A 12,834-nucleotide genomic window follows, 5' to 3' on the forward strand; every position below is an offset into this window, starting at 1 on the left:
TGGTGAGGATGACGAAGTGAGCACCGCCACGATGGGTAGACGCTCTGTAAGGAAAGTGCTGGCGATGGCCGTCGCCGTCTCGACACTGGTGCTCGTGGGCGCAGTCGCGGCGGCACCGGCACAGGCTGACCCGGCGAACACCTATCGCTCCGTACCGACCGGTCGCTACCCGATCGATGTGGATGCGACGGTCGACGGCAACGACCTGTTCGTCATCAACCGGGGCGACAACGGAATCGCCGATCTGCGCGTGTACGACGCGGCGAGTTTTGCGGAATTGAACGTCGTCACGTTCGGTCCCGGCAGCAATTTCAACCCGACGGCCGTTCAGGTGACCCCGGATGGCTCGCAGGTGTGGGTCTCCTTCTACAACCCGGGCCAGATCCTCGTGTATCCGCTCGCCGACCTTGTCGCCGGCGCGTCACCGACTCCGACCGTGCTGACCGGTGGAGGTGGCTTCGTCGATCTGACCGAGGACCCGACGGGTGCCTACATCTATGCCGCGACGCTGTTCAACCCGCAGTACCAGTTCTCGACGACGGATCTCACCGCACCAGCGCGCACGATCAGCCTGCCCTACGGTTCCCGTGGCGTGACGGTCGACGCCGACGGAACGGCGGTGTACTTCACGCAGTACGCCCCCGCGCCGGCAGGCGGAGTGCAAGCCGTCGATGTCGCAGCGGACGGCAGTCTCTCAACCGGTGTCTTCACACCGACGGGGGACCTGCCGTGGGGCATCACGTATTCCGCGGCTGCGAATCGGTTGCTGAGCTCGAACTCGGGTAACCCTTTCTCGGTGTCCGGATTCAGCCCGCCGAATGGCGTCGTCAACACTGTCGCCGTTCCCTGTGGCCCGCGACTGGGCGACGCCAATGCGAGCGGAACGCGCGCCTATCTCGCCTGCCTGACGGGCGGCGTGCTCGTCAGCGACTACTCCGTCAGTCCACCAGCAGGACACCTCGTGCCGATCGGCGGCAATGTCGAGGCGGTCGACGTCGTCAGCGACGCCAGTGGCGCCTCCTCGCGGGTCTATGCGACGAGCGGCGCCTCCGACGAGTTGCTCGTCTTCGATAGGCCGACGCTGACGAGTGGAGGTGACCAGACCATCACCGAGGGGCAGAGTGGCGTCTTCACCGCAGTCGCCGCCAATTTCTGGGAGACGACCACCTGGCAGGTCAGCACCGACGGTGGTGCCACCTGGGTCGATGTTCCTGGGGCAGACGGCGACAGCCTCACGGTCCAGGGGACCTTGACTGATTCCGGCAACCTGTATCGGCTCGTCGCGACGAGTGCGTTCTTCGACCCGGTTGCGAGCGAGCCGATGCTGCTCACCGTCACGGCACTCCCGCCGACGCCCACGCCGACGCAGGCGCCGACGGCGACCGCATCCGGGCTCGCCGCGACGGGCACGGATGCCGGGCGGGCGCTGCTGCTCGCCACGGTCGCCGTGGTGCTTGGAACGCTCGCGCTTCTCGGCCGCCGCCGGCGGGTGTGATCGAGGAGCTCACCACAGTTCGGCGACGAGCTCGGCAAAGAACGACTCTGCATCGCGCTCCAGGCCTCGTCGGGTGAACCAGGTGCACACGTTCACGACGTCGCGGTGCAGGAAGTCGACGCCATTCGGGTTGGCAGCCACGTCGACGAGTTGCGGAAGGTCGATCACGACGACCCGCCCGTGGTGCACGAGCAGGTTGTACGCCGACAGGTCGCCGTGGGCCAAGCCCGCACGGGCGAACGAGCGCATGATCTCGAACACCTGAGTGAAGAGGCCGTCGAGCTCCGCCGGAGTCGAACGGACCTGAGCCAGGCGCGGAGCGGCCGCGGGCGGGTCGCCGATGAACTCCATGAGCACCTCTGTGCCCGAGACCTGAACCGGGTAGGGAACCGGAACCCCGGCCTCGTACGCCCGGCGAAGCGCCTCGAACTCGGCCAGCGCCCAGCGGCCGGCCGCCACGGAGCGGCCGTAGCTGGATCCGCGGGCGACCGCACGGCCGTCACGCGTGTTCCGCATCCGCCGACCCTCTTGGTACTGCGCCGAACGGTGGAAGTCGCTGATTTCGAGGCCGCGGTAGCGCTTGGCCGCGAGAACGCAGGAGGCCGATGGGTCGCCGGGAACGGCCCGCTCGATGAGGTGCACGTCGGCTTCCTTGCCGCTCTTGACGGCACCGAGTTCGGTGTCGAATGCGGCGGCGGCCGTCACCAGCCACGACGGATGCGGCAGCGGGCCGCGCTGGGTGGGACTCGTCGCCGGCCACGTCGACCAGCGCTGGTTCTCGCCGGGCTCGAGAAGAGGCGGCACGAAAGGAGAGGGAAGGGATGATGTCGGCATGCCGACGGATGCGTCGAACGACGCGGTGAGCTTCTGCACGGTGATTCTTCCGGAGAGGAGGTCACCGATGCCTGAGGGGCTTTTAGACGGCGACCTCGGGGGATGGGAGGTCGAGAAGGCGTGCGACAACGACAGCCATGATCATCACCCCTCTCATCCCGTGGGAGCCCGTGGCGCTCCCGTTTCCGTCAGCATAGCGCCGGAGGGTCCCCCGACCGCAAGGCTTCAGCGCGCGCCGATGCGGGTGGTGACCTCGGCGCCGGCCCGCACGGCCCGCACGATGGCCGCATCCAGGTCGTCTCCCTCGGCGAGGGCTGCCGCGAGCGAACCGACGAATGCGTCTCCGGCTCCGGTCGTGTCGATCGCCGTGACCCGCACTGCGGGCACATGCCGGCTGCCGGATGCCGTGTGCACGCGCACGCCGTCGGCTCCCCGGGTCTCGACGATCGTGGGGATGCCCGCCTCGATCAGGTCGGCGGGGGAGTCGAAGCCGAGCCGGGTGATCTCGTGCTCGTTCGGCAGGATCACGTCGACGTCGGCCAGCAGGGTCGCTGGGAGGATGCGCGCGGGTGCGGGATTCAGAAGAACCCGCCAACCGCGTGCGCGAGCCGCGCCGGCCGCATGCTCGGCGACCTCGAGCGGAGTCTCGAATCCGAGCACCACGACGGCCTCGCCCTCGATGGCCGCGAACGCGTCATCGACGTCGGAGCGTGAGAGGTCGCCGTTGGCTCCCGACGCGACGACGATCGCGTTCTCGCCGCCGTCCGCGACTTGGATGAGGGCGACGCCCGTCGACTGGGAGCTGCTGCGGCGAACGAACGCGGTGTCGACGCCCTCGCCGCGCAGGTTCTCGAGGGCCGCATCGGCGAACTCGTCGTCGCCGACCCGCGCGATCAGCACGGTCTGCGCTCCCGCTCGCGCCGCAGCGACGGCCTGATTGGCGCCCTTGCCGCCGTGCAGGCGCGAGAGATCGCCGCCGATGACGGTCTGGCCCGGGGCCACGATCGCCTCGACGCCGACGACGAGGTCGATGTTGACGGAGCCGACGACGACGACCCGCCCACGCGTGCGTTCCTGCATGCCCCGATGCTCCCATGGCGGTGCCGTTTCCGCCCGGTTCAGCGGCCGTGAAAGGGCGTGCGCGCAACTTGAGTCAGGGTGGCTCAAGTCGGGTTGACAGGGCCGTCGGCACCTGACACACTTGAGTCGTCAAGGCTCAACTCTTGACATAAATTCATCCGGTTCTGCGTTGTACCGGGTGTACAGGCTTCGGCTGCGGCCCAGAATGGGCGAGCCACCCGCCGTCGCGGCATCCGTTCGCGCCGGCAGAAGGAGATAACACACCATGTCACGTGCAGTAGGAATCGACCTCGGAACCACCAACTCGGTCGTCAGCGTTCTGGAGGGCGGCGAGCCCAAGGTCATCGCGAACGCCGAGGGCTTCCGCACCACCCCTTCGGTGGTGGCCTACACCAAGGACGGCGAGGTGCTCGTCGGCGAGACCGCGAAGCGCCAGGCCGTGACCAACGTCGACCGCACGATCTCCAGCGTCAAGCGCCACATGGGCACCGACTGGAAGACCGACATCGACGGCAAGAAGTACACGCCGCAGGAGATCTCGGCACGCATCCTCTCCAAGCTCAAGCGCGACGCCGAGCAGTACCTCGGCGACACCGTGACGGATGCCGTCATCACCGTTCCCGCGTACTTCAACGACGCCGAGCGCCAGGCGACGAAGGAGGCCGGCGAGATCGCTGGCCTGAACGTGCTGCGCATCATCAACGAGCCGACGGCCGCTGCCCTGGCCTACGGCCTCGACAAGGGCAAGGAGGACGAGCTCATCCTCGTCTTCGACCTCGGTGGCGGAACCTTCGACGTCTCGCTGCTCGAGGTGGGCAAGGACGACGACTTCTCGACCATCCAGGTGCGCGCCACCGCCGGCGACAACCGTCTCGGTGGAGATGACTGGGACCAGCGCGTCGTGGACTGGCTCGTCAAGCGCTTCAAGGACAGCACCGGCGTCGACGTCTCGAACGACAAGATCGCGCGCCAGCGCCTGAAGGAGGCCGCGGAGCAGGCCAAGAAGGAGCTCTCGTCGCAGATGTCGACGAGCATCCAGCTGCCCTACCTCTCGCTGACCGAGAACGGCCCGGCGAACCTCGACGAGACCCTGACCCGCGCCCAGTTCGAGAATATGACGAGCGACCTGCTCGACCGCACGAAGAAGCCGTTCCAGGACGTGATCAAGGAGGCCGGCATCAAGGTCTCCGACATCGCGCACGTCGTGCTCGTCGGCGGATCGACCCGTATGCCCGCCGTCTCGGAGCTCGTCAAGCAGGAGACCGGTCAGGAGCCCAACAAGGGCGTCAACCCCGATGAGGTCGTCGCCGTCGGCGCCGCCCTGCAGGCCGGCGTGCTGAAGGGCGAGCGCAAGGACGTTCTGCTCATCGACGTCACCCCCCTGAGCCTCGGCATCGAGACCAAGGGCGGCATCATGACCAAGCTCATCGAGCGCAACACGGCCATCCCGACCAAGCGCAGCGAGACCTTCACGACGGCCGACGACAACCAGCCCTCGGTCGCCATCCAGGTCTTCCAGGGCGAGCGCGAGTTCACCCGCGACAACAAGCCGCTCGGCACCTTCGAGCTCACCGGAATCGCCCCCGCACCCCGCGGCATCCCGCAGGTCGAGGTGACCTTCGACATCGACGCCAACGGCATCGTCCACGTGTCCGCGAAGGACAAGGGCACCGGCAAGGAGCAGTCGATGACCATCACGGGTGGCTCCTCGCTGCCCAAGGAGGACATCGAGCGCATGGTGCGCGAGGCCGAGGAGAACGCGGCGGAAGACAAGCGCCGCCGCGAGTCGGCTGAGACCCGCAACTCCGCCGAGCAGCTCGTCTACTCGATCGAGAAGCTCATCCGCGAGAACGACGAGAAGCTGCCCGCCGACGTCAAGAGCGAGGTGCAGGGAGACGTCGACGGCCTGAAGAGCGCCCTTGCCGGCGACGACGACGAGGCCGTGAAGACCGCGTTCGACAAGCTCAACCAGTCGCAGGGCAAGCTCGGCGAGGCGATCTACTCGCAGAGCCAGGCGGATGCCGCATCCGCCGATGCCGCGGGCGAGCAGCCGGCTGGCGAGACCGCATCCGATGAGGACGTGGTCGACGCCGAGGTCGTGGACGACGAGGAGCAGGCGAAGTAATCATGGCCGACGAGCGTGAGGGCGAAGAGCCCGTCATCCGAGACAAGCGCCGCATCGATCCCGAGACGGGAAAGGTGCGCCCCGCAGAGGGCGAGACGGCTGGGGCCGAGGGCGGCGAGTCCGCCCCCTCGGCGCCCGCCGGCGACGGGGATTCCGTGGGCGGTGTTCCCTCGGAGCCCCTCGAGGGTCCCGATGTCGAGACGAGCTTCACCGACGCCGACCTGAGCTTCCTCTCGGGCCAGACGAGCGTCGAGGAGCTGGCCTCGCAGCACCTGAACGACCTCAAGCGGGTCACCGCCGAGTACGCGAACTACCGCAAGCGCACCGACGCCAACCGCGAAATCGAGCGCGAGCGCGCGATGGGCGAGGTCGTGAAGGTTCTGCTGCCGGTTCTCGATGACCTCGACCGGGCCGACAAGCACGGCGACCTGCAGGGCGAGGGGGCGTTCCCCACGATCGCCTCCAAGCTGCGGGCCTCTGTCGAGCGACTCGGATTGACACCGTTCGGCGCCGTCGGCGACCTGTTCGACCCGACGATGCACGAGGCGATCTTCCAGCAGCCGGACCCCGCTGTGGACAGCGAGGTCGTCGCCGACGTCGTGGAGACCGGCTACTACCTGGGATCGCACATGCTGCGGGCCGCCAAGGTCGTCGTCAAGGTGCCGGCCGAATAGCAGCATGACCATCGATCACTCCGGCTCGATGGGCCGGTAAGGAGACCCATGGCCAGTCAAGACTGGTTCGACAAGGACTTCTACAAGGTCCTCGGTGTCGATAAGGACGTCACGCCGGCTGAGCTCAAGAAGGTCTACCGCAAGCTCGCACGGCAGTATCACCCGGACTCCAATCCGGGTGATACCGCCGCCGAGGCGCGCTTCAAGGAGATCAGCGAGGCGTACTCGGTGCTCTCCGACGAGGAGCAGCGCAAGGAGTACGACGCGGTCCGGGCGATGGGCGGTGGAGCGCGCTTCACTGCAGCCGGCCCCGGCGGCGCGGGCGGCTTCGAAGACGTCTTCGGCGGCATGTTCGGCGGAGGTGCGGGCGGGCGCGGCCAGCAGTACACCTTCCAGCAGGGCGGCGACTACGACGACCTCTTCGGCGGACTGTTCGGCAACGGCCGGTTCGGCCAGACGACGGGCGGCTACCGGGGCTTCGGTGGACCGACGCCGGGCAACGACATCGTGGCATCCACCACTCTGGACTTCCTGACGGCGGTGCGCGGCGAGACGATCACGCTCACGCTGACGGATGGCCGCGAGACGAAGGTGCGCATCCCGCCGGGTGTCGCCGACGGGCAGAAGATCCGCTTGCGCGGCAAGGGGCAGCCCTCGCCCGACGGCGGTGCTGCGGGCGACCTCATCCTCACGGTGACCGTGCGCAAGCATCCGGTCTTCGAGCGCGACGGGCTCAACCTGCGCGTCAATGTTCCGGTGACCTTCGCCGAAGCGGCGCTCGGGGCGACCATCGAGGTACCCACCCTCGGGGGCGAGACGGTCAAGCTGCGCGTGCAGCCCGGCACCCCGAGCGGGCGTGTGCTGCGCGTCAAGGGCCGCGGTGTGAAGACCGCGAAGGGCACGGGCGACCTGCTCGCCGTCGTGCAGGTCGCGGTTCCCTCGCATCTCTCCAAGGAGGCCGAGCAGGCGCTCGAGGCGCTGCAACGTGCGCTGCCCGACGAGAACCCGCGTGCCGACCTGCTGGCGAAGGCCCGCGGGTAGCCCCGGCACGTTCGAGAGGAGATCGGGCGATCTGCAGGATTGATGCACCGCGTCGCATCCTGCACACCGCCCGATCTCCTGCCAACATCAAGACACCGGATGCGGGATCCGCACGCGAGACGCACGGAGGGAACACGAATGGATGAGCACAGCCCGCTCTTCGTGATCTCCGTCGCGGCGGAACTCGCGGGAATGCACCCGCAGACCCTGCGTCAGTACGACCGGCTCGGCCTCGTCTCGCCGCAGCGCACGGCGGGAAAGTCGCGCCGCTACTCGATGCGCGATGTGGTTCAGCTGCGCGAGATCGCGCGGCTCGGCACCGAGGGCGTGAGCCTGGAGGGCATCCGGCGCATCCTGGAGCTCGAGAACCAGGTCTCCGCCCTCGGCACTCGTGTGCGGGAGCTCGAGGCGGCGCTCGCCGACGAGCTGCTGAACCGCCCGGGGCGGCGCATCTTCGCGGCCGGCTCGGAGGGCGAGGTGGTGACGCTGAAGGCGGGAACGCGCGTGCGTCGCTCGAACCAGCTCGTGGTCTGGCGTCCGCTCGACAAGGCGTAGGGCCGGCGCGGTTCCAGCCTGCGCGGCTTTCCCTTCGACAGGCTCAGGGAACAGCGTGGTGACGTGCCTGCGAGAGTCCGGTCCCTGAGCTTGTCGAAGGGCCGGTTCCAGCGTGGTGACGTGCCTGCGAAAGCTCGGTCCCTGAGCTTGTCGAAGGGCCGGTTCCAGCCTGCGCGACTTCCCTTCGACAGGCTCAGGGAACAGTGGTGACGTGCCTGCGAAAGCCCGGTCCCTGAGCGTGTCGAAGGGCCGGTTGCAGTGTGGTGACGTGCCTGCGAGAGTCCGGTCCCTGAGCGTGTCGAAGGGCCGGTTCCAGCGTGGTGAGGTGCCTGCGAGTGCCCGGTCCCTGAGCTTGTCGAAGGGCCGGTTCCAGCCTGCGCGACTTTCCCTTCGACAGGCTCAGGGAACATCCACGGCACTGCCACTAGCCTGTTGCGATGGGGTTCGACTTCGCAGAGCTGCGCCGCCGGCCCGACGTTGAGGCGCCCAACCTCTTCGCCGCGGATGCCGCAGACCGCCTGATCCTCGACGAGGCAGCGGACCTCCTCGCCGCTCAGGAGCCGAACGCGCTCGCCATCGTGAACGACGGCTACGGCGCCCTCACCCTCGGCGCCGCGGCCCTGCACGGCGCGACCGGCGTGCGCACCCACCAGGACGCCCTCTCCGGCGAACGCGCCCTCGCCGCCAATGCAGAGCACCTCGGCCTGACTTCGAGCTACCGCTCCGTTCCCGAGCTCGGCTCCGACCTGCTCACGGGAGCCCGGGTCGTGCTGCTCCGCCTTCCGCGCGGGCTGGATGCGCTCGACGAGATCGCGCAGCAGGTCGCTGCCTTCGCGCATCCGGAGGTCGTCGTCGTCGCGGGCGGCATGCTCAAGCACATGACCACCGCCATGAACGACGTGCTGGCCGCGCACTTCGCCCGCATCGACGTGACGCTCGCGCGGCAGAAGGCGCGTGTGCTCATCGCACGCGGTCCCCGATCCACCCACTCGTCGTGGCCCAAACGGGTGCACGTCGAGACCCTGGACCTCGAGGTCGTCGCCCATGGTGCTGCCTTCGCCGGCGCATCCGTCGACATCGGCACCCGGCTGCTGCTCGCGCACATCGATGATGCGATGACGGATGCCGACGCGGCCATCGACCTCGGCTGCGGCACCGGGGTCATCGCCACCGCGCTGGCGCGTCGTCGACCCCACATCGCGGTGCTGGCCACCGACCAGTCGGCAGCGGCCGTCGCATCCGCCCGGGCAACGGTCGCGGCCAACGGCGTCGCCGATCGGGTCACGGTCGTGCGCGACGACGCCCTCACCTCCCAGCCTGACGGCAGCGCCCGCTTCATCGCGCTGAACCCGCCCTTTCACATCGGCGCGACCGTGCACGCGGGCATCGCCCTCAAGCTCTTCGCCGACGCCGGCCGGGTGCTCGCCCCGGGCGGCGAGCTCTGGACGGTCTGGAACAGCCACCTGCGCTACCGGTCGGCGCTCGAACGGCTCGTCGGCCCCACGCGGCAGATCGCCCGCAACCCCACGTTCACGGTGACCGCCTCACGCCGCCGATGAGCCGCGAGCTCACCCGCGTCGAGCGGCTCATCGACGATGCCGCACACCGGCTGCTTGCCGACGCCGCCGAGCGGGGAGTGCGCGCCGGCCTCATCGAGTTCCTCGTGTTCGGCGCAAAGCAGGCGTGGGCCTGCATCTTCGGAGCCAGCCTGCTCGTCGTCATCGTCGCCGCCCGCCTGTGGTGGCCCGACGATGCCGCGCTCGCCCGCAATGACGCCCTCACCATCGCCGCCGTGCTGATCCAGGCGATCATGGTCGCAACCCGCTTGGAATCGGGGCGGGAGCTCTGGGTCATCGTGCTGTTCCACATCACGGGAACGGTCATGGAGCTTTTCAAGACCGACGTCGGCTCCTGGTCGTACGACGCCGACGGAGTGCTGCGCATCGCCGGGGTTCCGCTGTTCTCGGGCTTCATGTACGCGGCCGTCGGCTCCTACATGGTGAGGGTGTACCGCCTGTTCGACCTGCGCTTCACCCGCTACCCGCGACGCTGGATCACCGCGATCATCGCAGCCGCCATCTACGCGAACTTCTTCACGCATCACTACATCTGGGACCTGCGCTGGCTCTTGCTGGCCGCCGTCGGCGTCGCTTGGTGGCGCACCGGATTGCACTTCCGTGTGTGGCGGCGGGTGTTCCGGATGCCGCTGCTTCTCGCCTTCGCGCTTGTCGCGATCTTCATCTGGCTCGCCGAGAACATCGCCACCTGGGCGGGCGCGTGGCTCTATCCCAGCCAGGTCGGCGGATGGGAGCCCGTTTCGGCCTCGAAGCTGATCTCGTGGTTCCTGCTCATGATCATCTCGGTCGTGCTCGTGGCCTGGGTCTTTCCGCCGCGGGTACCGCAGGAGATGCGGCAGACGCGAGAGCACTCGCGCTGATGCCGGTGCGCCAGAGCTCGCGCACGGCCCAGCCGAGCAGCACGACGAGCAGCAGGTTGCGCGCCCCCAGCACCCCGGCCACCCACGGGTTCAGGTCGATCAGCTGCAGGTAGAACAGGGGGAAGACGAGCGTCGTCGCCACCGCCACCGCGCTCAGCAGTATCAGCGGCGTGCGCCAGAGGCGCCATCCGCCCGACGCGACCCCCGCGACGACGATCGGCACGAGCCACAGCATGTACTGCGGCGAGCCGACCTTGTTGGTCACGATGAAGGCCGCGCAGATGCCGAGGGAGCCGAGCACGAGCAGGTGCGAATCGTGCCGTACACCGGCGACCGAGGAGCGCCACCGCACCCACGCCAGCAGGGCGGCGACGGCGAGAACGGTGAGCAACATGAGCGCTCCGCTGAACTCGGCCAGCCACGCACCCCCCGGTCCGGTCACCTCCCGCGTCTGCAGCGCCCAGTTCTGGTAGACACGCGCTCCCGGAACGCCGGCGATCGCCATCCAGAGCAGGGGCGTGGCGAGCGGTGATTCGAGCTGCAGGTTGCGCTGGCCCTGCATGGTGAGGAAGCTGTCGAGATGCCAGAATCCGCCGAACAGCATCGCCGCTGCGATGACGAGGGCACTCGTCACGGCGGCGGTGACGGCGAGCGTGCGGCGCCGCGGCGAGGCCACGACGGCCGCCAGCAGCACGGCGGCCGGCCACACCTTGACCCAGGTGGCGATGCTCAGCAGCGCCGCGGCGACGCGAGGTCGCCGCGCCATCACCGCGAGCGCCATGATGACGAGCGGGGCGGTGAAGCCTTCCAGCCGCAGCATCGCCACCGGACTCAGGACGAGCGTGATCGCCAGCCACCACCAGGCGGCCGGGTAGGCGCTTCGCCGCCGCCCGCCGTCGGTGAGCACCCAGAGCGCGATCCCGTTCGTCAGGGTGAGCAGGAGCAACCAGACGAACTGGTACGCGGCACCGCCGAGCACCGCGGGCAGCACGATGGGAACGAGCGCGCCGACGGGATACACCCACGGCATGTCGATGGCGGGCCACCAGCCGCCGTGAAGCGCACCGAGGGCCCAGTGCCGGTAGAGCGGAAGGTCGCCGAGCACCTCTCCGCGCAGCATCACGGCACCCAGCGCAGCGAACACGCTCAGGTGCAGCAGCACGAATGCCCCGAGGAGCGCGACGGGAGCGCAGCAGTCCGCTCACGCCGACCGGGCCGGCCAGGCGCGGCCGTATGACAGTGCTCGGAATCACCACGGCGGCAGGCTAGCGGGGTGCGCTGCACGGTGAGTGAACGCGGCGTGCATGAGAGCGCGGATCGTGCGACGCTGGGGTGATGCCCGAGACGCTGGAACGCCACGAGACCGAGCTGCGCTCGGCGCTGGATACGCCGTGGGTGACGATCGTCTGGAATGATCCGGTCAACCTGATGAACTACGTTGCCTTCGTCTTCCGCAGCTACTTCGGGTACCCCGTCGCGGAGGCCGAGCGCCTCATGCTGCTCGTGCACAACGAGGGGAAGGCGGTCGTGGCGACCGGCAATCGGGAGCAGATGGAACGGCACGTCACCGCCATGCACGGTTACGGCCTGCAGGCATCCGTTGCGAAGGCCGACGCATGACGGCGGTCAAGGTGACGGAGGCCGGCCGGGTCGCGATCGACTTCGAGCCCGACGAGGCCGAGGTGCTGGCCGACCTCTCCGGGCAGGTCGAGGCGCTTCTCAGCGACGCGGTCGACGACAGCGCGTTCGCCCGGCTCTTTCCGCCCGCCTATCGGGATGACGTGGCCGCTGCCGCGGAGTTCGAGCGCTTCGAGCGGGCCGGGCTCGCCGAGGGCAAGGTGCACGCGGCGCAGGCGGTGCGAGCGGCCGCGGAGGCCGGCGAGTTCGGCGAGGGCGACCTCGTCGAGGTCGAGCTCGCGGCCGATGAGGTGTGGCAGTGGCTGACCCACCTCACCGATCTGCGCATCGTGCTCGCCGACCGGCTGGGTATCGAGAGCGATGACACCGAGATCGAACCCGACGACGAGGTGCTCACGCTGCTGCCGCTCTACGACTGGCTCGGCTGGTTGCAGGGTGCGCTCGTGACCGCCCTCGAGACGCTCGGGGGCGTGTAGCCTCGCGCCTTCAGCTCTGGTCCGACACGCTCTCGTCGCGCCGCTCGAGCACGAACACGGGAATCTGCCGGTCGGTCTTCTTCTGGTAGTTCGCGTAGTCGGGCCAGGTCGCGCAGGCCCGTGCCCACCAGGTCTCCCGCTCTTCGCCGACGGCCCGATGCGCGGTGTAGTCGTGCTTCTCGGCGCCGTCCTGCAGTTCGACGTGGGCATCCGCGACGAGGTTGTGATACCAGGTCGGATGCGAGGGCGCGCCGCCCTTCGAGGCCACCACGGCGTAGGTTCCGTCGTGCTCCACGCGCATGAGCGGAGTCTTACGCAGCTTGCCCGACTTGGCTCCCCGCGAGGTCATCACGATGATCGGTCGACCGCGCAGCGTGTTCGCCCGCTCTCCGTTCGTCGCCTCGAATTCCTCGGCCTGCTTCCAGGCCCACTCGGACTTCCCGCGCTCGTACTCACCGGTCAAGGGCATGCGGTCACCT

13 protein-coding genes are annotated in these 12,834 nt (G+C 68.7%); 9 read left to right on the plus strand and 4 right to left on the minus strand.

Annotated elements, in window-relative coordinates:
• Positions 1-16 precede the first annotated feature (16 nt).
• Entirely contained in the window at positions 17-1,495 is a 1,479-nt protein-coding gene (locus WDJ51_RS13510; RefSeq protein WP_337852984.1) for a hypothetical protein, read from the plus strand.
• Positions 1,496-1,504: 9 nt separating this feature from the next.
• Here the strand turns inward: WDJ51_RS13510 and WDJ51_RS13515 are convergent, their stop codons facing one another.
• Positions 1,505-2,368, minus strand: a complete 864-nt coding sequence (locus WDJ51_RS13515) for a serine protein kinase RIO (RefSeq protein ID WP_337852985.1) — start codon at positions 2,366-2,368, stop codon at positions 1,505-1,507.
• A 186-nt stretch (positions 2,369-2,554) separates the two neighbouring features.
• Positions 2,555-3,409 (minus strand): ribokinase, encoded by an 855-nt coding sequence (locus tag WDJ51_RS13520; RefSeq protein WP_337852986.1) that lies wholly within the window; start codon positions 3,407-3,409, stop codon positions 2,555-2,557.
• A 265-nt stretch (positions 3,410-3,674) separates the two neighbouring features.
• Between WDJ51_RS13520 and dnaK the strand changes: the two genes are divergently transcribed.
• From dnaK to WDJ51_RS13550, 6 genes are all read left to right on the plus strand, one after another.
• Positions 3,675-5,534: a molecular chaperone DnaK gene (gene dnaK / locus WDJ51_RS13525; RefSeq protein WP_337852987.1), complete on the plus strand. Its 1,860-nt coding sequence runs from the start codon at positions 3,675-3,677 to the stop codon at positions 5,532-5,534.
• A gap of 2 nt (positions 5,535-5,536) precedes the next feature.
• Entirely contained in the window at positions 5,537-6,208 is a 672-nt protein-coding gene (locus tag WDJ51_RS13530; RefSeq protein WP_337852988.1) for a nucleotide exchange factor GrpE, read from the plus strand.
• 48 nt (positions 6,209-6,256) lie between these two features.
• Entirely contained in the window at positions 6,257-7,249 is a 993-nt protein-coding gene (locus WDJ51_RS13535; RefSeq protein ID WP_337852989.1) for a DnaJ C-terminal domain-containing protein, read from the plus strand.
• A 138-nt stretch (positions 7,250-7,387) separates the two neighbouring features.
• On the plus strand, positions 7,388-7,804 hold the full coding sequence (locus tag WDJ51_RS13540) for a heat shock protein transcriptional repressor HspR (protein ID WP_337852990.1): 417 nt from the start codon (positions 7,388-7,390) through the stop codon (positions 7,802-7,804).
• 437 nt (positions 7,805-8,241) lie between these two features.
• Positions 8,242-9,363: a class I SAM-dependent methyltransferase gene (locus tag WDJ51_RS13545; protein ID WP_337852991.1), complete on the plus strand. Its 1,122-nt coding sequence runs from the start codon at positions 8,242-8,244 to the stop codon at positions 9,361-9,363.
• Positions 9,360-10,241, plus strand: a complete 882-nt coding sequence (locus tag WDJ51_RS13550) for a DUF817 domain-containing protein (protein ID WP_337852992.1) — start codon at positions 9,360-9,362, stop codon at positions 10,239-10,241. The genes WDJ51_RS13545 and WDJ51_RS13550 overlap by 4 nt, the downstream gene beginning before the upstream one ends.
• Here the strand turns inward: WDJ51_RS13550 and WDJ51_RS13555 are convergent.
• On the minus strand, positions 10,159-11,403 hold the full coding sequence (locus tag WDJ51_RS13555; protein ID WP_337852993.1) for a glycosyltransferase 87 family protein: 1,245 nt from the start codon (positions 11,401-11,403) through the stop codon (positions 10,159-10,161). The two genes, WDJ51_RS13550 and WDJ51_RS13555, sit on opposite strands and share 83 nt — an antisense overlap.
• A 173-nt stretch (positions 11,404-11,576) precedes the next feature.
• Between WDJ51_RS13555 and clpS the strand changes: the two genes are divergently transcribed.
• Entirely contained in the window at positions 11,577-11,861 is a 285-nt protein-coding gene (gene clpS, locus WDJ51_RS13560; RefSeq protein ID WP_337852994.1) for an ATP-dependent Clp protease adapter ClpS, read from the plus strand.
• Positions 11,858-12,355, plus strand: coding sequence for a DUF2017 family protein (locus tag WDJ51_RS13565; protein ID WP_337852995.1), 498 nt, complete (start codon positions 11,858-11,860; stop codon positions 12,353-12,355). Before clpS ends, WDJ51_RS13565 begins: the two co-directional genes overlap by 4 nt.
• Positions 12,356-12,365: 10 nt before the next feature.
• Here the strand turns inward: WDJ51_RS13565 and WDJ51_RS13570 are convergent, their stop codons facing one another.
• A complete protein-coding gene (locus tag WDJ51_RS13570; protein WP_337852996.1) occupies positions 12,366-12,824 on the minus strand; it encodes a nitroreductase family deazaflavin-dependent oxidoreductase in 459 nt (152 codons plus the stop codon).
• Positions 12,825-12,834: the final 10 nt, after the last annotated feature.

This window comes from Rathayibacter sp. YIM 133350, assembly GCF_037404875.1.
Taxonomy (GTDB): Bacteria; Actinomycetota; Actinomycetes; order Actinomycetales; family Microbacteriaceae; genus Orlajensenia.

Excerpts from the sequence above, each read along its gene's own strand:
- WDJ51_RS13545 (WP_337852991.1), top strand. The coding sequence starts at position 8,242 with ATGGGGTTCGACTTCGCAGAGCTGCGCCGCCGGCCCGACGTTGAGGCG.
- WDJ51_RS13535 (WP_337852989.1), top strand. The coding sequence starts at position 6,257 with ATGGCCAGTCAAGACTGGTTCGACAAGGACTTCTACAAGGTCCTCGGT.
- WDJ51_RS13565 (WP_337852995.1), top strand. The coding sequence starts at position 11,858 with ATGACGGCGGTCAAGGTGACGGAGGCCGGCCGGGTCGCGATCGACTTC.
- WDJ51_RS13530 (WP_337852988.1), top strand. The coding sequence starts at position 5,537 with ATGGCCGACGAGCGTGAGGGCGAAGAGCCCGTCATCCGAGACAAGCGC.
- WDJ51_RS13570 (WP_337852996.1), bottom strand. The coding sequence starts at position 12,824 with ATGCCCTTGACCGGTGAGTACGAGCGCGGGAAGTCCGAGTGGGCCTGG.
- WDJ51_RS13540 (WP_337852990.1), top strand. The coding sequence starts at position 7,388 with ATGGATGAGCACAGCCCGCTCTTCGTGATCTCCGTCGCGGCGGAACTC.
- WDJ51_RS13520 (WP_337852986.1), bottom strand. The coding sequence starts at position 3,409 with ATGCAGGAACGCACGCGTGGGCGGGTCGTCGTCGTCGGCTCCGTCAAC.
- WDJ51_RS13550 (WP_337852992.1), top strand. The coding sequence starts at position 9,360 with ATGAGCCGCGAGCTCACCCGCGTCGAGCGGCTCATCGACGATGCCGCA.
- clpS (WP_337852994.1), top strand. The coding sequence starts at position 11,577 with ATGCCCGAGACGCTGGAACGCCACGAGACCGAGCTGCGCTCGGCGCTG.
- dnaK (WP_337852987.1), top strand. The coding sequence starts at position 3,675 with ATGTCACGTGCAGTAGGAATCGACCTCGGAACCACCAACTCGGTCGTC.